Here is a 22,625-nt window from a genome sequence, read left to right as displayed (position 1 = left end):
TCACTTCAAAGCAGAAAAAGTTCGCTAGAGGATAGTAATTCACCGCCACTAGCGGCTAAAATAGTCGGTTACCCCCTATTATTTTTCTTTATGTAAGTGTCGATTAAACGCCAATGAAATCACATACTCAATCTTTACTCGCTGAATCTTTAAATGCCCTTAAACAACAAGGGGTTGTTCCTGCTGACTTCGAAGCTCGTATTCAAGTTGACCGAACGAAAGATAAAAGCCACGGTGATTTTGCAACTAACTTGGCAATGATGCTAACTAAAGCTGCGGGCAAAAATCCACGTGAACTCGCTCAACTGCTTATCGATAACCTGCCTGAATCAGCTCATGTTGAAAAAGTAGAGATTGCAGGCCCTGGTTTCATTAACTTCTTTATCGATGATAATGCGCTAGCAAACCAGTTAATGACTGCGCTAAACAGCGACACCTTTGGTATTGAGCTACCAGCGCCACAAACTGTGGTTGTCGATTACTCTTCGCCAAACTTGGCTAAAGAGATGCACGTAGGTCACTTACGTTCAACCATTATTGGTGACAGCGTAGTACGCGCCCTAGAATTTATGGGCCACAAAGTTATTCGTCAAAACCACGTGGGCGACTGGGGTACCCAGTTCGGTATGCTGCTTGCTTATATGGAAGAGCTGCAAGCTGCCAACGGCGAGCAAGCTAAAATGGAACTGTCTGATCTAGAGACATTCTACCGCGCCGCTAAAGTCCGTTTTGACGAGTCAGAAGAATTTGCCACTCGTGCACGTAAATTGGTTGTTGAGCTGCAATCAGGTGACGAGTACTGTAACAAACTATGGCGTGAATTTAACGATATCTCGCTAAGTCACTGCCATGAGTTATATGAGCGTTTAGGTGTAAGCCTAACCCGCGCTGATGTACGTGGTGAAAGTGCTTACAACAGCGATCTTGCTCAAGTAGTTGCCGACCTTGATGCACAAGGTCTGTTGTCTGAAAGCAACGGCGCAAAAGTTGTTTTCCAAGACGAATTCAAAAACAAAGAAGGCGAGCCACTACCGGTTATTATCCAAAAAGCCGATGGCGGTTACCTATATGCAACTAGCGATTTAGCGGCAATGCGTTACCGCTCAAACGTACTTAATGCTGACCGTGCATTGTACTTTGTCGATTTACGTCAGGCGCTGCACTTTCAACAAGTATTCAAACTAGCTAAAACCGCTAAGTTTGTACGTGAAGAAATGAGCTTCGAACACATGGGCTTTGGCACCATGAATGGCGAAGATGGTCGTCCATTTAAGACTCGTTCTGGTGGCGTAGTTAAGCTTATTGACCTACTGAAGGAAGCCGATACTCGTGCTCTTGAGCTTGTTCGTAGCAAAAATCCAGATATGGATGAAGCTGAATTAGCTGAGATTGCTCGCGTTGTCGGTATCGCATCAGTTAAATACGCTGATCTATCTAAAAACCGTGCAAGTGACTACATCTTCAGCTTCGAGCAAATGCTTAGCTTTGAAGGTAACACAGCGCCATACCTACTATACGCTTACACGCGTGTTGCTGGGATCTTCAAACGTGCTCAAGACGTTGATTTAAGCGATGCGAAAATCATTCTAGAGCATGAAAAAGAGAAAGACCTAGGCACTAAGCTTGCTCAGTTTGGCGAAGTGATGGCACGTATGGTTAGCAAAGGCCAACCACATGCCCTTTGTGGTTACCTATTTGAGCTAGCCGGTGCGTTCTCAAGTTTCTACGAAGCTTGCCCAGTGTTAGCCGCTGAATCTGAAGAGCAAAAGAAGAGCCGTCTATTATTGTCACAGCTTACTGCTAAGACACTAAAACAAGGCTTAAACCTTCTTGGTCTAGAAACATTAGAACGGATGTAACCTTCAGCTCATGACAAATCGTGATTATGCAAACCGTAAGCCTGCTCGAAAAGGTAAGAACAGCGCTCGCAAAAAGGGCTCAAAAGGAAAAGCACCTAAACGCTTTCCAATTTTGCTGGGGCTTATCACGCTTGTAGGTATTGCTAGCTTTGGTTATTTACTGTGGATATTAAGCAGCAATGACAAACCGACTGCTGCTCCAGCAGTGGTTGAACAACCAAAGAAAAAGCCAGCTAAGAAAGATCCAGATGCACTTCCTCCTGTACCTAAAGAGGAATGGACTTACCTTGAAGAGCTAGAAAACAAGAAGGTCGAAGTCGATCTTCCTGAAGTATCAAATAAGCCAAAACGTCCTTATCAAATGCAATGTGGTTCGTTTAGAAAAGAGTCACAGGCCAATGAGCTAAAAGCGATTATCGCTTTTCAAGGTTTAGAGGCGCAGGTGCGTAAGGCTACAGGTAGTAGCGGTGTTTGGTATAAGGTCGTATTAGGTCCTTATGACAAAAAGCGCGATGCTGAAAGACAACGCCATGTGCTGCAAAACGCTGGCACTAACGGTTGCCAAATCTGGTTCTGGGAAGGTTAAGCCTATTCCTGTTAGAAAAAACGCTGCCCTGTGCAGCGTTTTTTTATGCCAACAAACCTTTGCTCCCCTTGATATTCAATTCACCACCCCCATATCTTTATTATCGTCAACCAGCAGGCATAATGCCGCTGGCTAGAGAAGAGGATTTATTGTGACCACAATCGTATCAGTACGCCGAAATAACCAAGTCGTTATCGCCGGTGATGGCCAAGTTTCTCTCGGTAACACCGTTATGAAAGGCAATGCTAGAAAAGTTCGTCGTCTGTACCACAACAAGGTACTTGCGGGCTTTGCTGGCGGTACAGCCGATGCATTCACCCTATTTGAGCGTTTCGAAGCTAAGCTTGAAATGCACCAAGGTCACCTAATGCGCGCAGCCGTTGAAATGGCTAAAGACTGGCGCTCAGATAAAGTGCTACGCAAGCTTGAAGCTTTGCTTGCTGTGGCCGATGCTGAATCTTCATTAATCATTACCGGTAATGGTGATGTGGTTCAGCCTGAAAATGATCTTATCGCGATTGGTTCTGGTGGCAACTTTGCCCAATCAGCTGCGACTGCACTACTTGAAAACACTGACTTGAGTGCACTCGAAATTGCTGAAAAATCGCTAACAATTGCTGGTGACATCTGTGTATTCACCAACCAATTTAAGACAATTGAAGAATTAAAGTACTAAGCCTACGCGCTAAGTAAAAAATGCTGTAAAGCATGAGGAAAGAATATGTCTGAAATGACACCACGTGAAATTGTTCACGAGCTAGATAGCCACATTATCGGCCAACAAAAAGCCAAGCGTTCAGTTGCCATTGCACTGCGTAACCGCTGGCGCCGTATGCAGCTTGCTGCAGATCTTCGTCAAGAAGTGACGCCAAAGAACATTCTTATGATTGGTCCTACTGGTGTAGGTAAAACTGAGATCGCTCGCCGCTTAGCACGTCTTGCAAAAGCCCCTTTCATTAAAGTTGAAGCCACCAAGTTCACTGAAGTGGGCTACGTGGGTAAAGAAGTTGAGCAGATCATTCGCGATCTAACCGACTCGGCAATTAAATTGACTCGTGAAGAGCAAATTAAGAAGTGTAAATTCCGCGCAGAAGAAGCTGCAGAAGAGCGTATTTTAGATGCATTGCTACCTAAACCGAAAGAAGATTGGGATAGCGAAAAAGCTGATGACAACGCAACCCGTCAAATCTTCCGTAAGAAATTACGCGAAGGTCAGCTAGATGACAAAGAAATTGAGATCGATATTGCCGCGCCACAAGCCGGCATTGAGATTATGTCTCCTCCTGGTATGGAAGAGATGACTAACCAGCTACAAAGTATGTTCCAAAATATGGGACCGGGTGCGAGTAAGCGCCGCAAGATGCCAATCAAAGAAGCTTATAAGCTATTGATTGAAGAAGAAGCGTCTAAGCTAGTTAATCAAGAAGACTTAAAAGAACAAGCAATTGAGCTTGTTGAGCAGCACGGTATCGTATTCCTAGATGAGATCGATAAAATCTGTAAGCGTGGCGAATCGTCAGGCCCTGATGTATCTCGTGAAGGTGTGCAGCGTGACCTACTTCCTCTTGTTGAAGGCTGTACGGTTAACACTAAACACGGCATGGTAAAAACTGACCATATCTTGTTTATCGCATCGGGCGCGTTCCAGATGTCTAAGCCATCTGACTTGATCCCTGAACTTCAAGGTCGTCTGCCTATCCGTGTTGAGCTAGATGCACTCACAGCCGGTGACTTTAAGCGTATCTTAACTGAACCACACGCATCACTAACTGAGCAATATATTGCTTTAATGGGCACTGAAGGCGTGACCATCGAGTTTACTGAAGATGGTATCGATAGCATTGCTGAAGCAGCTTGGCAGGTCAACGAGCGAACTGAAAACATCGGTGCCCGTCGCCTGCACACAGTAATGGAACGCTTGATGGAAGAGCTTTCTTACGAAGCGTCTGACAAGTCTGGTTCTGTTTCAGTTATCGATGCAGACTATGTTAAAGCGCACCTAGATAACTTAGTACAAGACGAAGATCTAAGCCGCTTTATCCTATAAGCTCAGCTTAAGCTCTTTGCCAAATAATGGCTAAATTAGTGATAGCGGTTAAGGACAATATGCTCCTTAACCGCTATTCTGTTTCTAATACTCGTTAAAATCATGTCGGTTAATAGATGACTCAAGATAACAGCACACCTAATGTGGTAGCGCTTAAGCTAAAACGTAAATCTCGCCAACTTGAGATGACTTTCGATAATGGTGAGACCCACCAGCTAAGCTGTGAAATGTTGCGCGTATACTCGCCATCAGCAGAAGTGCATGGTCACGGTAATCCAGTACTGGTCACCCACAAGAAAAACGTCAATATCAGTGCCATTGACCCGGTTGGTAATTACGCCGTTAAAATCACCTTTGATGATGGCCATAATACAGGTTTGTTTTCTTGGAAGGTGCTGCACGATCTTGCCACTCACCAACTCGATTTATGGGAAAAATACCTTGCTCGTCTGCGGGCAGCCAAGGCTAGCCGCGAGCCATTAATCGATATGGCAGTTAAATATCACAAATAGGCGCATCTAGAGTATTAACGATACTCAATACCGCTCAATATGAGATCATCAAGTTTATTGAGGTGATCTCATCTCGCTACCTAGCACACCTCCTTTATCATCAAACTGAACAACGCTTAAGCAATTAGTGTGAACTAATACAAAAAATTCCCCCAATTTCTAACAATGCGGACTTATGTCCTCTCCCCTTGTGACAATGAGACTTACTATCAGCGGCAATCAAAAAGAGGATAGCTCATGACTGCACATATCAACGGTAAGCTTGGCGATTTCGCTGAAACAATCATCATGCCTGGTGACCCACTACGCGCAAAATACATAGCAGATAACTTTTTAGAAGATGCGGTAGAAGTAACGAATATTCGCAATATGCTTGGATACACCGGCTTTTATAAAGGTCAGCGCATTTCGGTTATGGGTCACGGTATGGGGATCCCATCTATGGTGCTTTATGCCCATGAACTTGTGGCAGACTTTGGTGTTAAACGCATCATTCGTGTCGGTAGCCTTGGGGCAACTCAGCACAATGTAAAAATAAACGATGTAATTTTAGCCCAAGCAGCCGGCACAGATTCGCCTACAAATACTAAGCGCAGCAGTGGCTACCAAATGGCAACATCAGCTACCTTCGACTTGTTGCACAAAGCATACATGATTGCCCAACAAAAACAGATAAACGTCAAAGTGGGTAACGTTTTCAGCGGTGATATGTACTACGACCCAGATGAAGACATGATCCCAGCACTTGAACGTTTTGGCGTGCTTGGCGTAGATATGGAGGTCGCCGGCCTATACGGGCTTGCCCACCACAAAGGTTTTGAATCTTTAGCGATTCTCACTGTATCTGACCACTGCTTAACGGGCGAAGAAACCAGTGCAGAGGCTCGTCAACTCACCTTTAACCAAATGATTGAGCTGGCATTAGAAACAGCCTGTCAGTAAAGACAACTCAGCCGCTGCAAGCCCTGCTTCCAGCGGTTTTGCTTTTATTTAAGCTTGTGATATAGCAAGAATAGGAACAAATGATGCAAAACAAAATCTCTTTAACCTTGCTAAGCTTTCTAGCCAACTTCGTGATGGCAGGCTTTGCAACCCAATTCGGAATGCTGATTGAACCTATAGCGCAAAAGTTTTCGGCTAACGTTAACGAAGTCGCCTCTATCTTTTCACTACTAAATGGTGGTGCATTAGCAGGGACGATTGCAGCCTTCTTTCTAATTGAAAAAATCGGTGTCAAACGCATTACATTACTCAGCTATATTAGTATTGCCCTTAGTGCGGCAGCTTTGCATTTTACCAGTTCACTTAGCGTGGTTATGATTGCAATGACCATTATTGGTCTTTGTGGCGGTGTAGGCCTTTGTATAGCAGGTACAATTGTAGTATCGGTTTGGAAAGACAAGATTCAAAGCACCATGCTAGTGGTACAGGATGCGACATTTAATGTCGCTGGCGTGGTGTTTCCACTAATCACAACTTATGCACTTAGCAATGCATTATCTTGGAGTTACAGCTATCTTGCGGTTGGTATCGTGGCACTAGCGACAGCGGCTATTGCGCTAGCGACCAATTTTGAATTGTGTGAGGCTCAAGATCAGCAAGATTCAGGTAAAGATAACTCCGAGTGGAACTTTGGTATCATTAGCGGCGGTATAGGTCTATTCCTTGGGATGCTTGCCTTGTATACCTTTCTAACATGGGCACCGATGTTCGTTAAAATCAAGTTTGATATCCCATTCGAAGACGCGGGTAATATCATTACTCAGTATTGGTCAGCGGCACTTGTGGGGGCGCTCGTCTCTACAATGATTGTGACTCGCGTTAAGATCCAACATTTTTTAGTGGGTGTGATATCTCTAGCATTTGTGATCACTAGCCTTATCGTAACCACTGAAAACTTAAGCTGGATAGGTTACCTAACTTATGGCTATGGCTTTGCCTGCGCAGCACTGTATAACGCCTTTATCGCTTACGGTGTATCGTTTGTGAAAACCGCTAGCAGCCGTAATGTGTCATACATCTTAATTAGTGGAAGTGCTGGCGCTATGTTTAGCCCTGCTATTAGCTCGCTATTTGAAAGCATTATAGGTCTACAGACCGTGATGTACGCCATTCCGGTTATCTACGCGTTAATTCTGGCAATGCTAGTTCTTTCTAGCCGTCAGCAAATCTCATTAACCCAAAAAGTCGCTTAAGTGCTAAATAGCTCCAAGCCCACGTAGGCTTGGAGCTATTCAATAAACGCCTTAAGCCCTTCTAAGTCTTCAATAATTAAGCCTTCTTTATCCCGCTTAATGAGCCCCATTTCTTCAAGCTTTTTCACTGCTCTGCGGTACACTCTATCTGTTGTAGCAAAGCGTTCAGCTTCTAGGTAACACTTAGTAAACCCTTCAACAGGTTGATCTTTGAGATACTGGTGATAAAGATCATAAGCAATATTGTAAGCAATGGGATACAGCATTCTACGAGTAAAAATATCGACGGTATCTTGGTAATCAATGGCGATAGCACTAGCGAAGAACAATGCGAATTTTGGAGTACGTGCTAACGCAAGCTGTAACTTATCACCATTAATAATGGATATCTCAATAGGCTCTTCAGCAATAATATCGAGCTGGCATAAATAGTCGGTGAAAAACTCCATCTCGCCAAATAATTGCGAATCACAAGTCATGGTACCAAGTTGAAAACTACGACCGTTTCTAGCGGTATACCCCATAGAGATCCGGCCATAAGGCACTAAAATTAATGCATTAACCTGCTGCCCTTGCTGCATTAACTTGTAGTTCGCATCAACGGTTTTGGTTTCAGTTATGCACTCGCGCATTATCAGCTCAATTGCATCATGTTCTTGCTCCCATAAAGAATGAAAGCGTCCCTTTGCCAGTGGTTTTAGCTGCATAATCGTTTTATCTAATAAAGATCCAGGCGATAGATAATGTAATTATACGCCCTTAAAGCTAGCTTTTAATACCACAGCCTGTTTAGTCGGCAGACTCGGTAAGAATATCAATTTATGTACAATCGGCTTAAGGGCTTTTTTTCTGCCAGCTCAATGGTAAACTCACCTCTTGCCAGAGCGACTGGCATAATAGCTCTGGCTGACTCCAGTCACCTTTTAGTAGCCAGTTTACTAGTGCATCGCCAACCTCAGGGTAAGCAATAGCCTCAGGCATCGGCGCTTTCAACCAACGTCGTAAAGCATTGGAGTCAAGACAAGTTTTCATGCACTCTGCAGCACCAAGTAACTCCAATGCTGCCACATTAGATAATTGTTCAAATTGGCCTAGAAGTGGCTTTATTAACAACTTTTTGCCTAAAGTGAGAGCTTCACTCGCCAACTCAAATCCGGCATTGCCAACCACACCACCACAACTGGCCATCGCCGCTTTAAAACCATCGCGATCAAAACCGTGCCACCGTATGTGATCCGAAGGCTTGGTAGTTGGTTTGGCTGCGTGATACACCAAAAAAGTATAATCACTAAAAGGCGCTAGAAATTTAACGATTTCATCTGGCGACTCAAATGGCAGATAAACTAAGATTTGATGTGCAAGCTGTTGCTCAACAACATCAACTTCTACAAAGGGTGGTAAAATTGGAAAACCAAAATGGTGCCAATGACAACCTAACGCAATATCAACAGGGGCAAAATAGCTCAACATCATATCGTTAAACCAACTATCACCCATCTTAGGTACAGGAAAGTTTAATGCAGCTTGATGACTGATCCCAATTGACGGGATCCCTTGATTTTTCGCAGCCCACGCTGAAACAGGCTCAAAGTCATTAAGCACTAAATCATAGCCGCTTAAATCTAAACTTTTAACATCCTTGATGAATCCTAGCCATGCATTTTGCTTTGCAGTTTTAGCAACGCTTACTCGGCCATTTTCAGTAGAAAAAGTTAAACCTGATTGAACTTGATAGTGACCAAAACATTGCATATCAAAAAACTGTTCTGCTGAGCGGCCGGAAAAAAAGAAATCGACATTTGCACCTTGTTTTTGTAGCGCCTTTGCCATCACTCTAGCTCGGCTTAAATGACCATTACCGGTACCTTGTACTCCATAAAGAATTCGCAAGTTATTCTCCTAAAGAAATGGCTGACTGAGTATGACTGAGACAATCCCAAGCAATGCGCCTGCTAGGATATCTAGAGGATAGTGCACGCCTAATATAACGCGGGAACAACCAACCGAAATCGCCCATAAAGCTGCAAAATAAATAAACTCTGGATAAATAAAGTAGATACTTGTTGCCATAACAAATGCCGCTGCAGTGTGGCCTGAAGGTAAACTGAACTTGTCTGCAGGCTCTAAACTTGCGCTACCACCAACAAGTGCATGACAAGGGCGAGGTCGACGGATCAAATTCTTAAGGATGAAATACAAAGGAAGCTCGACCAAATAGGCAGCGAGCATAGCATTAAATAATGAATCAACTTGCCTATCAACCAACAAACAAGCTACCGCCAGATATAAATAAGCAGGGCCATTTCCAGAAGCTGACAAAGTAAACGCCAACGGTTTTAGCCCATGCTGTTGGCCAGTTTGTACTATGTAGTGGTATAGCCTTTGGTCTAATACTGTTATTGAAGCCATCATGTTCTCCAACGCTTGGTATACTTGGCAAGCTATGAAAACTCCATGACGTCAAAGTGACAGCTTATCTAAACTTTTATGACAGACTTAAATTTAAGAGGCGATAACATTAACAGACTGGTAGGGTAAAGTTATGATGTACATAGAAGAGTTGAGCAGCCCAGTCAAGAGATCCTAGGCTGCCTCAGCTTGTGCTAGTTATTCAGCGGCGAGCTCTGAGTTATTGCGGTTTCTATACAGCTTTAATAAGTGATAGATATTAATACACGCAACAAACGCATTCATACCTGCTACAGGCCAAGCTTCGATTGACGCGCCATAAATAACAAACAGACTACATCCTGTAAAGTTAAGGCATCTCAACCAAATAATGTCTTTCATCATGAGTGATATCGCAACCATCACTGATGCAGCATAGCCAATAATTTCAATCGTGTTTACAGCTTCCATAAGGCACCTTTTTTTAGGCCCTATGCCTTCCCTAAGCTAGTTGGGGGTTCCGTGCCCCTAAAGCGGGTCAAATTAAAGTATTTATCAAAATAACTGACAACATGCTAACAAAATCACTCACAAAAAGTAATAAAAAAACGTCATATAATGACCTTGGTCATATTTAAGCTTACTTATTCGCCAACAAGAAGAAATATTACTACAACACAACCGAACGGCTTGATATTGGACAATTGCGTGATTGATAACGCTTTTCTTTTTAAGAATCCCTTATATACTGAGTGCAATTACTTGTTTGCTCGGAATACTGAGCATCTCTATCTATCAGGAGTGTTCTTATGGAATACAACACCTCAGAACTTTGTGACACTTATATCGATGTTGTTGATGTTGTCGAACCCATGTTCAGTAATTATGGTGGTTGTAACTCTTTTGGTGGCTCGATTAGCACCATTAAGTGTTTCGAAGACAATGGTCTTATCATTGATGCTGTTCAAGAAGATGGGGAAGGTAAAGTTCTACTAATTGATGGCGGTGGCTCACTTCGCCGCGCGCTACTTGATGCAACGATTGCAGCAAAAGCAGTAGAGAATAACTGGGAAGGTATTATCGTATACGGTACGGTACGCGACGTTGATGCACTAGAAGATCTAGACATCGGTATTCAAGCGCTAGCTTCTATCCCTGTAGGTGCCGACAGCAATGCGGTAGGTGAGTTAGAGATCCCTGTAAACTTTGGTGGTGTAACTTTCTTACCAGGTGACCATGTATATGCTGACAACACAGGTATCATTCTATCGCCAGAGCCGTTAGATATTGATTAAGTGAAAATCTCGTTATATAGCCTTTGCTATTATGCTTTTAAAGCCAGTCCTAGTGACTGGCTTTTTTGTATCTGTTTACTGGATAAAATTAGTATGACTTGCAGACAAAATTTATCAGCTTAAACTAGATCGCATCAAAGCTAACAATAAGAATAACATCATGCTGAATCTCACTGCTTTCACCCAAGATAAACTCCAAAGCTTACTCAACACCCGTAACGGCGAAACCAAACTTGGTCAACGCGTGGTGCTTCCGGAAGTCAACCTAGCGCTAGACAGCAACTTAAATCATGCCAAAGCAAGCGGTGTACGCTTTGTCATTTTAGGGATAGGTGAAGATATTGGGCCACGAGCTAATTTAGGGCGCGGCGGTGCGACGGATGCATTTGACAGTGCTATGGCTCAATTTTTGAATTTACAATCGAATCGCTTTCTTAGCGGCAATGAGTGCCTAGTATTAGGCCAAATTAAAACTGAAGATCTGGCATTGCCAGAAAACAGCGAAACAGCACAATTAAGAAACCATGTTGATCAACTCGATGAGCGCGTCATCCAAGTACTATCAGCAGTATTTAGCGCAGGACTCGAACCGATTGTGATCGGCGGTGGCCACAATAACGCGTACGGTTTGCTGATGGCTGCTAAAGCTACGTTCAAGCACCCTATTGCCGCTGTCAACCTAGATCCACACTCTGACTTTAGACCTAAAGAGGGTCGTCACAGCGGTAATGGTTTTAGCTATGCCGCCTCGTCTGGTGCGTTAGGTTATTATCACGTCTTAGGGCTGCATGAACTCAAGAATAGTGAAACTACGCTGCAACAGCTTGAAACCTTTGGTGGTAATTGGCATAGCTTGCAACAAATCTGGGCTCGCCGTGAACTCAGCCTTGAAGACGCACTTCAGCAGATAAGCAAACAGCTTAATAATACCCAATTACCCGTTGCTGTAGAGCTTGATCTCGATGCCATTACTAATATGCCTAGCAGCGCTTCAACCGCTGCAGGAGTTCCACTGCTCGATGCCCTACACTACGTGAGTTATATAGCGAAACATTGCCCAAGCATATACTTACATTTGGCCGAAGCAGCACCGAGCTGTCACGTGGCTGGAGCCGCAGCCGGACACCGTGAAACAGGGCAAAGTATCAGCGAATTGATCTACTCATATATCAACGGACGTATTAATGCTCTATAGCATGTAATAACTATTCAACATTGGTAAATAGTGTGGTGTAATGCGCTGTCAATTTTGCGATAGACTGCGCCATCACGCATTTTTTTATTATCCTCATACGGATAGTTAACCTTCATCACAGACTGATAGATGAAAGATTCAGCAATTGTCTTTGATGGCTTACAATCGCAACAATTTAATCGTTAACGTTATAGGAACACATAGATGTCAGACGACAATCCAAAGAGCACTCACTTCGGTTACAAAACAATTGAAGCAGAGAAGAAAGCCGACATGGTTGCTGGCGTATTCCATTCTGTCGCAGCTAAGTACGACATTATGAATGACGTTATGTCTTTCGGTATCCACCGCATGTGGAAGCGCTTCACTATCGAAAGTGCGGGTGCACGTCCAGGAATGAAAGTACTCGATTTAGCTGGCGGCACTGGCGATTTAACCGCAAAATTTTCTCGTATTGTTGGCGACACTGGTCAAGTGATCTTAGCCGACATTAACGATTCAATGCTTAAAGTTGGCCGTGAAAAGCTAAGAGACAAAGGCATTGTTGGCAATGTAGATTACGTGCAGGCTAACGCTGAAGCACTGCCTTTTCCTGACAACCACTTTGATATTATCACCATCGCTTTTGGTCTACGAAATGTAACTAATAAAGATGCTGCAATAGCTTCAATGCTGAGAGTGTTAAAGCCTGGCGGAAAGTTACTTGTGCTTGAGTTTTCTAAGCCTCAGCATGAAATCATGCGTAAAGTGTACGATTTATACAGTTTTAAAGTGTTACCAAAAATGGGCTCTTTAATTACCAAAGATGCTGACAGCTATGAATACCTAGCTGAATCGATTCGCATGCACCCAGATCAAGACACTCTAAAGCAGATGATGGAAGATGCAGGCTTTGAACAAGTCAACTACACCAATATGACTGACGGCATCGTAGCCCTTCATAAAGGTTACAAATTCTGATTGGACTGACTATGTCTCGTGACCTGCCATTAATAGCCTGCGCCGCGATAGAGATCAGTTTAAACAAACTGATCTCACAATCTCCAGAAGACTACGCCAAACAGCGTAGTCTGCATGGCAAAGTGTTATGCATTCAGCTTTCCCAACTCAATTGGCCTTTTTACTTTTTATTTGCCAATGAGATCCAAGTATTCTCTCGTTATGAAGGCGAAGTGACCACTAAGATTAACGCTGATATAACAACGCTTTATCAATTAACAGAAGGTGCAAACCTAACCGAGCTGATCAAACAAGATAAACTGAGCTTGGAAGGTGATCTAGGTCTATTACAGACTTTTAGCCACTATATGCAACAAATTGATGTCGACTTCTCTGAGCCTCTCTCACGTTATATTGGCGATGTGCCTACGCACTTTATTAGCCAAGGCTTAAAGCAAGCCAAAACCGATTTAAGTGCAGTGTTTAGCAAAACACGTTCGCATATCGGCCAGCTAACGACTGAAGAGTATCGACTCGCTCCCCATAAACTCGAATACATACACTTAAGCGATAATATTGACGACTTAGTCAAAGACGTCAATGTGATAACAGCTCAAGTAGAACAGCTTATTAACAGGGTAAAAATGAAACCATGACAGTAAAAAGTATCAGGCGCGCTTATCACGTCATTCGTACTGCATTACATTACGGCTTGGATGACTTAATTCCTTCTAAGTTAACGCCTTGGTACTTCAAATTGTTAAGGGGTTGCTTTTTCTGGCTACGTAATAAGCATAAAGATAAGGTCGGTGGTGAGCGTTTAAAGCTGGCAATGCAAGAACTTGGCCCCGTTTATATCAAGTTTGGTCAAATGCTATCGACGCGTCGGGATCTTCTCTCTGATGAGTGGGCTGAAGAGCTGGCAATGCTTCAAGACAGAGTCCCCCCGTTTGACTCAGCCATCGCCCGAGCATCAATTGAAGCTGAGCTTGGCGCACCTATTGAAGATTATTTTAATGACTTTGACGATATCCCATTAGCCTCAGCATCTATTTCCCAGGTGCACACAGCGACATTAAAATCTAATGGTGCTGCAGTTGTACTAAAAGTGCTGCGTCCTGACGTTGAGCAAAAAGTACATGCTGATATCTTACTTATGTCGCAGGCAGCTGACTTTTTAGAAAGCTTACTAGGTGCTAATAATCGCCTACGTCCAGCCGAAGTGATTGAAGATTACCGAACAACTATTGAAGGTGAGTTAAATCTCAAACTTGAAGCGTTAAACGCGATTAAGCTACGGAATAACTTTATCGATTCTAATTCTCTTTATATTCCTTACATGTATGAAGATCTTTGCTTCACACGTTTAATTGTAATGGAGCGTATCGACGGCGTGCCGGTTTCGGATAAAGTTGCGCTTGAAGCCCAAGGCACTAACCTCAAGTTGCTAGCAGAGCGCGGTGTAGAACTGTTTTTCACTCAAGTTTTCCGTGACAATTTTTTCCATGCAGATATGCATCCAGGTAATATTTTTGTTAGCCGCGAGCACCCTAATGATCCTTTCTATATCGGGTTAGACTGCGGCATCATGGGTACGTTAACCGATGAAGATAAACGTTATTTAGCAGAGAACTTTCTTGCTTTCTTTAATCGCGATTATCGACGTATTGCACAGTTGTATATTGAGTCGGGTTGGGTATCACCCGATACCGATGTTGCTGCTTTTGAGCAAGCAGTAAAGGTTGTATGCGAACCAATGTTCAATAAGCCACTGGACGAAATATCTTTTGGCCATGTTTTACTGGAACTATTTAGAACCGCTCGACGATTTGACATGGTAGTGCAGCCGCAACTGGTGCTACTGGAGAAAACCTTGCTCTATATCGAAGGCCTCGGCCGACAGTTATATCCACAACTCGATTTATGGCAAACAGCAAAGCCATTCCTAGAAAAATGGATGGCCGAGCAAGTTGGGCCTAAAGCAATGGCAGCAAAAGTTAAGCAACAGTTACCATATTGGGCGGAGCACTTACCTGAACTACCAGAACTTATTTATGACAACCTTAAAATGGGCCGCAACCTATCTAAAAATCAAAATAATTTGTTAGATCGGTATCTCAAACATCAACAAAAAGCTCATAAAAGTAACTATCTTTTGATTACATCGGCTGTTTTAGTGATCTGCGGCACTATTTTGTTAAACCAAGACGCTACACTATGGCCCTCTTATGGCAGTATTGGCATAGGCATCGCTCTGTGGGTGCTGGGATGGCGATCAAGACCAAAGAATCGCAAAATTTAGCTAGACCTAAATAACCAAAGGTTCATAATAGAACCAGTATCTAATTAAGAGGATTCATCCATGGGTGGCATTAGTATTTGGCAACTTCTTATTATTGCTTTAATTGTCGTATTATTGTTTGGAACTAAGAAGTTACGTTCACTAGGCGGCGATTTAGGTGGTGCAGTTAAAGGCTTCAAGAACGCAATGTCTTCTGAAGAAGAGAAGAAAGCACTAGAAGATAACGCAACTGATAAACCAGCTGCTGACACTGCAAAAGTGACAGAAACTGCAAAAGTTGCAGAGACAGCCGAGAAAAAGGCTGAGTCTAAGGGCAAAGAACAGGCGTAATCGACTATGTTCGACGGTATCGGCTTTATGGAGTTGCTGCTGATTGGGATCTTGGGCCTTGTCGTACTAGGCCCTGAAAGACTCCCAACCGCGGTGCGCTCAATTTCTAGCTGGATCCGCGCCATGAAAAAAATGGCTAACTCGGTAAAAGACGAATTAGAGCAGGAGCTTAAGATTGAGCAACTGCACTCTGATTTGAAAAATGCAGAGAGTCAGGGTTTAAAGAACCTTTCTCCAGAGTTACAGGATTCAATCGATCAACTAAAAGAAGCGGCTCAATCTGTTAATCGTCCTTATCAAGTAGAAGACGTTCCTACGGCGAAAGAAACTCCAGCCCAAGAAACCTCGACTACAGAGAAAAGCTCGACAACGAGTGCTAATTCAGACAAACCTAACGGGTAGTCCATGTCACAACAGCAGCCATTAATCAGCCATTTGCTCGAGTTACGTACTAAGTTATTACGAGCAATTGGTAGCGTGCTTTTGGTGTTTATTTGTTTGGTGTATTGGGCCAACGATATCTACCATTACATGGCCACGCCCTTGATGCAGGCCCTACCTGAATCAAGCAGTATGATTGCAACCGATGTTGCAGCGCCATTTTTTGCTCCATTTAAATTGACGTTAGTGCTGTCATTTTTCGTTGCAGTACCTTACGTGCTTTATCAAGTGTGGTCATTTGTTGCGCCAGGTCTATATAAGCACGAAAAACGTTTGGTTGTGCCTCTGCTTGCCAGTAGTACATTGTTGTTCTATCTAGGTATCGCTTTTGCCTACTATGTTGTGTTCCCAGTTGTTTTTGGGTTCTTTACTAGCGTTGCTCCAGAAGGAGTAGAAGTTGCTACCGACATTAGTAGTTACCTAAGCTTTATTCTAAAACTGTTTTTCGCTTTTGGTTTAGCTTTTGAAATCCCTGTAGCAGTTGTACTGTTATGCTGGGCTGGTGTAACAACACCTGCTGACCTAAAAGCAAAGCGTCCTTATATCGTGGTTGGTGCATTCGTTATCGGTATGCTACTAACTCCACCGGATATTATTTCTCAAACGATGTTAGCAATCCCAATGCTTATTTTGTTTGAAGGCGGTTTGATTGCAGCGCGTTTCTACAGTAAAGACAACGAAGATGATGAAAGTGAAGATGGAGAAGAACAGAAAGAGTCTGAGTCTCAATAAAGTCTAATCGTCATCTTATAAAAAGGTATTACCTGCTCCTTCATTGGCATAGGTAGTACCTTTTTTGTTTTCATAAGATTTAACACTAGATAACTTTGCGGTTTCAATTGACCCAATACAATGTAAAATCAGCCTCAAGCCTGCTTTATAAGAATAAAAGGAAGTTACTGATGATCAAGCCACATTTTCTATTACTCGCTACAGCGTCACTACTCGTATCTGCTACAGCAAATGCCTCTTTAGAAAACCAAATTTCACAGTGTGCAGCAATACAAGATAAGCTTGAACGTCTAGTTTGTTTTGACAACCTGGCCTCGTCTATCGGGCCCCAAACAACCAGTAAACCGCAGACTAGTACGCTTACTGTTCCCGCTGCTTCAGCAACAGTCACAGCAACGAAAATCGATCCTAGTGAAGATTTTGGCCGTGTTTATAAAACAGAAGAGACAATTGAAAAGGTTCAGCTACAAGTAAAATCTGTAACTAAAGATCCTAGAGGGATACTTAAAATATCTTTTACTAACGGACAGGTCTGGAAACAAACAGATACTACAAGGTTTAAGCTAAAAGACGATCAAATCGTCTATATCGAAAAAGCTGCTCTTGGTTCTTTTATCCTTGGTACCGATGGGCGTAATAGCACGATAAGAGTGAAGCGTTTAAAGTAATGCCGCAATATATGGATATAGCTGTCAATCTTATTGGCAGCTCTCTAGAAAAAGATATACAGCGTGTTGTTGACGATGCCAAACAACATGACGTTACTTCTATGGTTGTTATTGGAAGCCACTTAGAAGAAAGCCAGCACGCAATGACCCTTTGCCAGCAATTCCCTGAACAGCTGTTTAGCACCGCTGGTGTTCACCCACACCATGCCAGCGAGTGGAACTTAGATAGCGTAAACGCTATTAGACAACTTGCCACTGCACCTTGCGTTGTGGCCATTGGTGAATGTGGATTAGACTATAACCGAGATTTCTCACCACGAGACATTCAACGCCAAGTATTTGCAGATCAATTAGCGTTAGCTGTTGAGCTCAATATGCCAGTACTAATGCATGAACGTGATGCTCATGCAGACTTTTTAGCAATTTTAAAAGAGTACCGTCCACAATTACCTGCAGCACTATTACATTGTTTTACCGGCAATAAGGCTTCTTTAGAAGCATATATTGAACAAGATCTATATCTTGGGGTAACAGGTTGGGTATGTGATGAACGTCGTGGCCAAGAGCTGGCATCAATAGTACCTCTTATTCCAAATGAGCGTATTTTAATAGAAACCGACAGCCCTTATCTCATCCCAAGAAGTATGCGACCTAAACCAAAATCCAGTAAAAATGAACCTAAATATCTACCCTACATTGCACAATACATTGCAGATCTTAAACAGCAGCCACTGGAGCTTTTTGCTGGTCAAACCTATTTTAATAGTCGCACTTTTTTTGGTTTAGATAATTAATGGCCTTTAGCTTTCATCGCTTATTGCTGGTATTTACTTTTATTTTTTCTAGTTTTACTAGTGCAAATGAGCAGTTTATCATCACCGAAGAAATGTCTGGTGAAGTCCAACTAACATCTATACTTTATAGTACAAAACAGCCCATTGACGCCGACTTAGTCACCATAGCAACCGCAAATATTGACTGGCAACCTTATATTGAAACGCAAAGTAGCAGTATAAGTAAAAGGACATATTGGATTAAGTTCAACATAGCGCAAACGGCAAAACAGCCTAGACAGCAAATTTTATCACTAGCTAACCCTCACCTAGATTTTATAGAGTTATATCACGTAAAAAACGCCGAAAAAGTCGAGTCTTTACGCTTGGGGGATCTACTACCTTTTACGGAAAGGGCTATTGTCAGTGCTAATTTTCTATACTCTTTTACAAGTAACCAAGGTGATGAGCATCACTTTTATTTAAAAATAGAGAACTCAGGTGCAGCTAATATTCCTCTTAGCTTATGGTCAAGTGATGCCTATTATCAAAACGCAGAGCAACAATCAGTTTTTTATGGTTTTCAATTAGGGATCTTAGCTGCTATTGGCCTTTTTAGCCTCTTTATTGCGATAACTTCGCACTCTTATAGTTACAGTTACTTTTCTGCCTATGTATTATCTATCACGCTTTTTGTCGCTACACTTCACGGACTCGCATTTAGGTTTATCTGGCCAAGTTTTCCTATTGTTCAGCAGTACGCTTTACCCGCACTATTAAGTTTATCAATGATGTTCGCTTTTTTATTCTCAGAAAAAGTGATGCTATTTAAATATCATAATCAGATGATGCTTCGGCTGTGTCGTATTTGTGCAGCATTATCAGCACTAATTCTTATCATCGGCCTATTCCTAAGCTACACAGCAGCGCTAAGAATCACAATTTATGCAGTGATGATAGCGAGTATCATGCTGATGTATATGTCTGCAACTCAAGCTTTAAAAGGTTTTAAGCTAGCAAAACTATTTGCTTTAGGCTGGGTAGGCATGATGCTAGGTGCGCTGTTATCTGGAGCACTTTACTTAGACTTAATAGAGTGGGATATGCATGCAAAAACTCCTTTCCTGTTAGGCCTTAGTGTTGAAGTACTATTTATGGCTGCACTATTAGCGATACGCTATAACGATGAACGTTTGGCTAAACTAAAAATACAGCAGGAAGCTTTGGAACAAGCGAAAAAGGCAAAAGAGCATAAAGATAAAGCGCTACGTCTTGAAGCTCGTAGCAGCGAACAACTTAGCCAAAAGGTTCAAGAGCGAACTTTAGAGCTCGAGGTTGCATTACGCGAACTTAATGATGCAAACCAAAAGCTAACCGAACAAGCAAAAATAGATAGCTTAACCGGAGTTAAAAATAGAAGCTCATTCGATAAGCGCATAATTGCAGAAGGAAGAATAAGTCGTAGACAGCAAACTCCAATGGCAGTACTAATGCTAGACTTGGACCATTTTAAATCGATCAACGATTCATTTGGGCACCTTGCCGGCGACCAAGCATTACGTATTGTAGCTAAAATGTTAAAGCAAAACTTAAAGCGGCCAACTGATCTAGTATCACGTTTTGGTGGTGAGGAGTTTGCTATTATATTACCCAACACTGATCAAGTTGGTGCTCAGCAAGTCGCAGAGACTATAAGAAAAGCAATTAGTGAACAACCTATAGTCTGGGGTGAAGAAAGCTTTCCGCTAACAGTAAGTATCGGTGTGAATAGCGAGATTATCACTTCAGAAGAGCATACAACCTTGCTTTTAGAACAAGCTGATAAAGCACTTTATCAAGCCAAAAATGAAGGGCGTAATCGTACTAAACTATACAGCCCAATATAAAATTAATATCACCATCGTCTGGAGCCAAATGTGAATATTATTACTAGTGCCTACCCACAACGTAGAATGCGCCGCATGCGTAAACATGAATTTAGTCGTCGTCTAATGGCTGAAAACCAGCTAACCGTAAACGACTTGATCTACCCAATGTTTGTTCTTGAAGGCAATAACCGTACAGAGCAAGTGGCATCAATGCCTGGTGTAGAACGTTTATCAATCGATCTTCTACTAAAAGAAGCAGAAGAGCTAGTTGAGCTTGGTATTCCTTTAATTGCACTATTCCCAGTAACTCCAGCTGAGAAGAAAACCTTGATGGCCGAGGAAGCATACAATGCGGATGCATTAGCACAACGTGCTGTTCGCGCATTGAAAGAAGCATTCCCTCAGCTAGGCGTCATGACGGACGTAGCACTTGACCCATTCACGACTCATGGCCAAGACGGTATCATCGATGAAACTGGCTACATCATGAATGACATCACGACAGAGATCCTTGTTAAGCAGGCTCTTTCACACGCTGAAGCTGGAGCTGATATTGTTGCTCCATCAGATATGATGGATGGTCGTATTGGTGCTATTCGTAAGGCACTTGAAGAAGCAGGTCATGTGAATACACAGATCATGGCTTATTCAGCTAAATACTCTTCAAACTACTACGGCCCATTCCGTGATGCTGTTGGCTCTGCAGGCAATCTAAAAGGTGGCAACAAGCATAGCTACCAAATGGATCCAGCAAATAGCGATGAAGCACTACATGAAGTTGCTTTAGATATCCAAGAGGGCGCTGACATGGTCATGGTTAAACCTGGCATGCCTTACCTAGATATCGTTCATCGCGTTAAAACTGAACTTGCAGTACCAACTTTTGCATACCAAGTAAGTGGCGAATACGCAATGCATATGGCAGCGATTCAAAATGGTTGGTTAGCAGAAAAAGCTATCGTTATGGAGTCATTGCTTTGCTTTAAGCGTGCAGGCGCAGATGGTATTTTAACTTACTTTGCTAAACGTGCTGCTCAATGGCTAAAAGAAGACAAATAAGTTTTTCTTGCACCATATAGACACGAAATAGCCGGAGAACTTCTCTGGCTTTTTTATATCTAGTCGTCAATATTAAACTCTAAGGACTAACTAGGAGCGATAGAAAGCTCTGTAGCAAAGCAATTCACAACACTTCAAACATCCTAACGCTAAGATATAAAGCGTATAAAAGTGAGCTGTAAGGCACTCTTGTTCTCAACATAAGTAACTTTCTATTTTGTTTTATTCCTTTTCCCCCTAAAAGCCATAAGCATCTATGGGTTAGAACATTCTCCTCTCGAATCATACCCCATTACCAATACTGTCTCTTGAGCTGCATAACAAGTGACAAGAACCATTGGTAATGATAGCGCGCACTCAAGCTCTAGTTTCGTTCGGGATAGATACTCAGCTATAGCTGTACAACATGTCTCCTATTTAACGCCTGAAAATGACTATAGGTTCGTGCAGCAAACACCTGGGGCGAAGTGAGGTGCTTTGAATACGAAGCCTTGAACGCGGATTAACTTGTTACAAGCAGGGGGCAAGGCACAGGGATGCACTTTCTGGCCAAGTTCAGCAGCGGCTCGACCGCGAAGTGTCGAGATTAGAGGAACATTAAGCCCTTAAAATAGAAATATTGGCTCTTGTTTGAACATGGAAAAAGCTGAAACAGGTCGAAATAGTTGAGGCACTCAATAAATTGCAGCCGTAAGAAAGCCCGCTACAAGGTAGCGGGCTTTCTTGCTTCTCTTTCCAGAATCCTGTTTTGTCTTCACTTTTACAAAAGTGAAATAAAAGTGGCGCTTGGAAATGACCTACTCTTTATTATCCCCAAAGGGGACACATAGGGGTGAAAGTTGGGCGCTTTGAATACACAGTATTCAGCCTGACTTGAACGGGGAGAAGCTTGTCTTCGAAGCCGGGGGCCCCGCTCAGCGGCGGGTTGACGTAGAGGGTAGGCATTTATGCCTACTTTAAGTGAAGCTGCCACCTTAACGGGTAGCTGTATTCAGATAAGATAGCGTTCAATATTTTACAAACGCCCAAACGCAAAAAAGCCACCTTAATAAGGTGGCTTCTTCACTTAATTTAAAGCCTGGAAATGACCTACTCTCACATGGGGAGACCCCACACTACCATCGGCGATATTGCGTTTCACTTCTGAGTTCGGAATGGATTCAGGTGGTGCCACAACTCTATGGTTTCCAGACAAATTCGGTAAATTTAGAAAGCTGTTACTCGCTATCGCAAGTAATCGAAATTAAGTTTTGAGTTCACACTACATTAAGTGCTTCATTCTAATTTTGTCTTTAGAAACATTAGTCTCTCATACAAAACCCATCAGGGTTGTATGGTTAAGCCTCACGAGTCATTAGTACAAGTTAGCTCAACGCCTCACAACGCTTACACACCTTGCCTATCAACGTCCTAGTCTCGAACGGCTCTTTAGAGGA

Annotated in this window: 23 protein-coding genes and 2 rRNA genes; 19 read left to right on the top strand and 6 right to left on the bottom strand. The window is 42.7% G+C overall.

The window, feature by feature from the left end:
• Positions 1-113 precede the first annotated feature (113 nt).
• The 7 genes from argS (at position 114) to tsgA (ending at position 7,199) form a co-directional block, all read left to right on the top strand.
• On the top strand, positions 114-1,859 hold the full coding sequence (argS, locus tag L2747_RS10590) for an arginine--tRNA ligase (RefSeq protein WP_248999007.1): 1,746 nt from the start codon (positions 114-116) through the stop codon (positions 1,857-1,859).
• A 10-nt stretch (positions 1,860-1,869) separates the two neighbouring features.
• Entirely contained in the window at positions 1,870-2,445 is a 576-nt protein-coding gene (locus L2747_RS10585; protein ID WP_248999006.1) for an SPOR domain-containing protein, read from the top strand.
• Positions 2,446-2,596: 151 nt separating this feature from the next.
• On the top strand, positions 2,597-3,121 hold the full coding sequence (hslV, locus tag L2747_RS10580; protein WP_220767023.1) for an ATP-dependent protease subunit HslV: 525 nt from the start codon (positions 2,597-2,599) through the stop codon (positions 3,119-3,121).
• Positions 3,122-3,166: 45 nt separating this feature from the next.
• On the top strand, positions 3,167-4,492 hold the full coding sequence (gene hslU / locus L2747_RS10575) for an ATP-dependent protease ATPase subunit HslU (RefSeq protein ID WP_248999005.1): 1,326 nt from the start codon (positions 3,167-3,169) through the stop codon (positions 4,490-4,492).
• A 116-nt stretch (positions 4,493-4,608) separates the two neighbouring features.
• Positions 4,609-5,004 (top strand): gamma-butyrobetaine hydroxylase family protein, encoded by a 396-nt coding sequence (locus tag L2747_RS10570; protein WP_248999004.1) that lies wholly within the window; start codon positions 4,609-4,611, stop codon positions 5,002-5,004.
• A gap of 237 nt (positions 5,005-5,241) precedes the next feature.
• A complete protein-coding gene (gene deoD / locus L2747_RS10565; RefSeq protein WP_248999003.1) occupies positions 5,242-5,946 on the top strand; it encodes a purine-nucleoside phosphorylase in 705 nt (234 codons plus the stop codon).
• Between the two features lie 83 nt (positions 5,947-6,029).
• Complete coding sequence (tsgA, locus tag L2747_RS10560) at positions 6,030-7,199, top strand: MFS transporter TsgA (RefSeq protein ID WP_248999002.1); 1,170 nt, start codon at positions 6,030-6,032, stop codon at positions 7,197-7,199.
• 35 nt (positions 7,200-7,234) lie between these two features.
• On the opposite strand, the gene L2747_RS10555 is transcribed toward tsgA, so the two are convergent.
• From L2747_RS10555 to L2747_RS10540, 4 genes are all read right to left on the bottom strand, one after another.
• Complete coding sequence (locus L2747_RS10555) at positions 7,235-7,906, bottom strand: Crp/Fnr family transcriptional regulator (protein WP_248999001.1); 672 nt, start codon at positions 7,904-7,906, stop codon at positions 7,235-7,237.
• A 127-nt stretch (positions 7,907-8,033) separates the two neighbouring features.
• The gene (locus tag L2747_RS10550; protein ID WP_248999000.1) at positions 8,034-9,089 is read right to left on the bottom strand and encodes an MJ1255/VC2487 family glycosyltransferase; all 1,056 of its coding nucleotides are present in this window, start codon (positions 9,087-9,089) and stop codon (positions 8,034-8,036) included.
• A gap of 9 nt (positions 9,090-9,098) precedes the next feature.
• Positions 9,099-9,611: a phosphatase PAP2 family protein gene (locus tag L2747_RS10545; RefSeq protein WP_248998999.1), complete on the bottom strand. Its 513-nt coding sequence runs from the start codon at positions 9,609-9,611 to the stop codon at positions 9,099-9,101.
• Positions 9,612-9,806: 195 nt separating this feature from the next.
• Complete coding sequence (locus tag L2747_RS10540) at positions 9,807-10,058, bottom strand: YgjV family protein (RefSeq protein WP_248998998.1); 252 nt, start codon at positions 10,056-10,058, stop codon at positions 9,807-9,809.
• 338 nt (positions 10,059-10,396) lie between these two features.
• Between L2747_RS10540 and rraA the strand changes: the two genes are divergently transcribed.
• The 12 genes from rraA (at position 10,397) to hemB (ending at position 21,189) form a co-directional block, all read left to right on the top strand.
• Positions 10,397-10,882 (top strand): ribonuclease E activity regulator RraA, encoded by a 486-nt coding sequence (rraA, locus tag L2747_RS10535; RefSeq protein WP_248471076.1) that lies wholly within the window; start codon positions 10,397-10,399, stop codon positions 10,880-10,882.
• Positions 10,883-11,042: 160 nt separating this feature from the next.
• The gene (locus L2747_RS10530; RefSeq protein WP_248998997.1) at positions 11,043-12,077 is read left to right on the top strand and encodes a formimidoylglutamase; all 1,035 of its coding nucleotides are present in this window, start codon (positions 11,043-11,045) and stop codon (positions 12,075-12,077) included.
• A gap of 204 nt (positions 12,078-12,281) precedes the next feature.
• Positions 12,282-13,037, top strand: coding sequence for a bifunctional demethylmenaquinone methyltransferase/2-methoxy-6-polyprenyl-1,4-benzoquinol methylase UbiE (gene ubiE / locus L2747_RS10525; RefSeq protein WP_248998996.1), 756 nt, complete (start codon positions 12,282-12,284; stop codon positions 13,035-13,037).
• Positions 13,038-13,048: 11 nt separating this feature from the next.
• Entirely contained in the window at positions 13,049-13,672 is a 624-nt protein-coding gene (locus L2747_RS10520) for a ubiquinone biosynthesis accessory factor UbiJ (protein WP_248998995.1), read from the top strand.
• The gene (gene ubiB / locus L2747_RS10515) at positions 13,669-15,318 is read left to right on the top strand and encodes a ubiquinone biosynthesis regulatory protein kinase UbiB (protein ID WP_248998994.1); all 1,650 of its coding nucleotides are present in this window, start codon (positions 13,669-13,671) and stop codon (positions 15,316-15,318) included. The genes L2747_RS10520 and ubiB overlap by 4 nt, the downstream gene beginning before the upstream one ends.
• A 60-nt stretch (positions 15,319-15,378) precedes the next feature.
• Positions 15,379-15,648, top strand: coding sequence for a Sec-independent protein translocase subunit TatA (gene tatA / locus L2747_RS10510; protein WP_248998993.1), 270 nt, complete (start codon positions 15,379-15,381; stop codon positions 15,646-15,648).
• A 6-nt stretch (positions 15,649-15,654) separates the two neighbouring features.
• On the top strand, positions 15,655-16,050 hold the full coding sequence (gene tatB / locus L2747_RS10505; RefSeq protein ID WP_248998992.1) for a Sec-independent protein translocase protein TatB: 396 nt from the start codon (positions 15,655-15,657) through the stop codon (positions 16,048-16,050).
• A gap of 3 nt (positions 16,051-16,053) precedes the next feature.
• Positions 16,054-16,821, top strand: coding sequence for a twin-arginine translocase subunit TatC (gene tatC, locus L2747_RS10500; RefSeq protein WP_248998991.1), 768 nt, complete (start codon positions 16,054-16,056; stop codon positions 16,819-16,821).
• 170 nt (positions 16,822-16,991) lie between these two features.
• Positions 16,992-17,489: a type VI secretion protein gene (locus L2747_RS10495; protein ID WP_248998990.1), complete on the top strand. Its 498-nt coding sequence runs from the start codon at positions 16,992-16,994 to the stop codon at positions 17,487-17,489.
• Entirely contained in the window at positions 17,489-18,283 is a 795-nt protein-coding gene (locus tag L2747_RS10490) for a TatD family hydrolase (protein ID WP_248998989.1), read from the top strand. The genes L2747_RS10495 and L2747_RS10490 overlap by 1 nt, the downstream gene beginning before the upstream one ends.
• Positions 18,283-20,148, top strand: a complete 1,866-nt coding sequence (locus L2747_RS10485; RefSeq protein ID WP_248998988.1) for a sensor domain-containing diguanylate cyclase — start codon at positions 18,283-18,285, stop codon at positions 20,146-20,148. The genes L2747_RS10490 and L2747_RS10485 overlap by 1 nt, the downstream gene beginning before the upstream one ends.
• A 30-nt stretch (positions 20,149-20,178) precedes the next feature.
• The gene (gene hemB / locus L2747_RS10480) at positions 20,179-21,189 is read left to right on the top strand and encodes a porphobilinogen synthase (RefSeq protein ID WP_028766639.1); all 1,011 of its coding nucleotides are present in this window, start codon (positions 20,179-20,181) and stop codon (positions 21,187-21,189) included.
• A gap of 1,076 nt (positions 21,190-22,265) precedes the next feature.
• On the opposite strand, the gene rrf is transcribed toward hemB, so the two are convergent.
• Positions 22,266-22,381: ribosomal RNA gene (gene rrf / locus L2747_RS10475) — 5S ribosomal RNA — on the bottom strand.
• 141 nt (positions 22,382-22,522) lie between these two features.
• A 23S ribosomal RNA gene (locus tag L2747_RS10470) occupies positions 22,523-22,625 on the bottom strand; the annotation flags it as partial.

This window comes from Shewanella marinintestina (assembly GCF_023283845.1).
Taxonomy (GTDB): domain Bacteria; phylum Pseudomonadota; class Gammaproteobacteria; order Enterobacterales; family Shewanellaceae; genus Shewanella; species Shewanella marinintestina.
The sequence above is the reverse complement of the archived record's forward strand: the minus strand, read 5'-3'. Positions and strand labels throughout refer to the sequence as shown.

Bases quoted from the DNA above. Each gene is read 5' to 3' on its own strand.
- tatC (WP_248998991.1), top strand. From the start codon at position 16,054: ATGTCACAACAGCAGCCATTAATCAGCCATTTGCTCGAGTTACGTACT.
- L2747_RS10485 (WP_248998988.1), top strand. From the start codon at position 18,283: ATGGCCTTTAGCTTTCATCGCTTATTGCTGGTATTTACTTTTATTTTT.
- L2747_RS10570 (WP_248999004.1), top strand. From the start codon at position 4,609: ATGACTCAAGATAACAGCACACCTAATGTGGTAGCGCTTAAGCTAAAA.
- L2747_RS10530 (WP_248998997.1), top strand. From the start codon at position 11,043: ATGCTGAATCTCACTGCTTTCACCCAAGATAAACTCCAAAGCTTACTC.
- L2747_RS10585 (WP_248999006.1), top strand. From the start codon at position 1,870: ATGACAAATCGTGATTATGCAAACCGTAAGCCTGCTCGAAAAGGTAAG.
- L2747_RS10520 (WP_248998995.1), top strand. From the start codon at position 13,049: ATGTCTCGTGACCTGCCATTAATAGCCTGCGCCGCGATAGAGATCAGT.
- L2747_RS10490 (WP_248998989.1), top strand. From the start codon at position 17,489: ATGCCGCAATATATGGATATAGCTGTCAATCTTATTGGCAGCTCTCTA.
- tatA (WP_248998993.1), top strand. From the start codon at position 15,379: ATGGGTGGCATTAGTATTTGGCAACTTCTTATTATTGCTTTAATTGTC.
- argS (WP_248999007.1), top strand. From the start codon at position 114: ATGAAATCACATACTCAATCTTTACTCGCTGAATCTTTAAATGCCCTT.
- ubiB (WP_248998994.1), top strand. From the start codon at position 13,669: ATGACAGTAAAAAGTATCAGGCGCGCTTATCACGTCATTCGTACTGCA.
- deoD (WP_248999003.1), top strand. From the start codon at position 5,242: ATGACTGCACATATCAACGGTAAGCTTGGCGATTTCGCTGAAACAATC.
- tatB (WP_248998992.1), top strand. From the start codon at position 15,655: ATGTTCGACGGTATCGGCTTTATGGAGTTGCTGCTGATTGGGATCTTG.
- L2747_RS10540 (WP_248998998.1), bottom strand. From the start codon at position 10,058: ATGGAAGCTGTAAACACGATTGAAATTATTGGCTATGCTGCATCAGTG.
- L2747_RS10555 (WP_248999001.1), bottom strand. From the start codon at position 7,906: ATGCAGCTAAAACCACTGGCAAAGGGACGCTTTCATTCTTTATGGGAG.
- rraA (WP_248471076.1), top strand. From the start codon at position 10,397: ATGGAATACAACACCTCAGAACTTTGTGACACTTATATCGATGTTGTT.
- L2747_RS10495 (WP_248998990.1), top strand. From the start codon at position 16,992: ATGATCAAGCCACATTTTCTATTACTCGCTACAGCGTCACTACTCGTA.
- L2747_RS10545 (WP_248998999.1), bottom strand. From the start codon at position 9,611: ATGATGGCTTCAATAACAGTATTAGACCAAAGGCTATACCACTACATA.
- ubiE (WP_248998996.1), top strand. From the start codon at position 12,282: ATGTCAGACGACAATCCAAAGAGCACTCACTTCGGTTACAAAACAATT.
- hslU (WP_248999005.1), top strand. From the start codon at position 3,167: ATGTCTGAAATGACACCACGTGAAATTGTTCACGAGCTAGATAGCCAC.
- tsgA (WP_248999002.1), top strand. From the start codon at position 6,030: ATGCAAAACAAAATCTCTTTAACCTTGCTAAGCTTTCTAGCCAACTTC.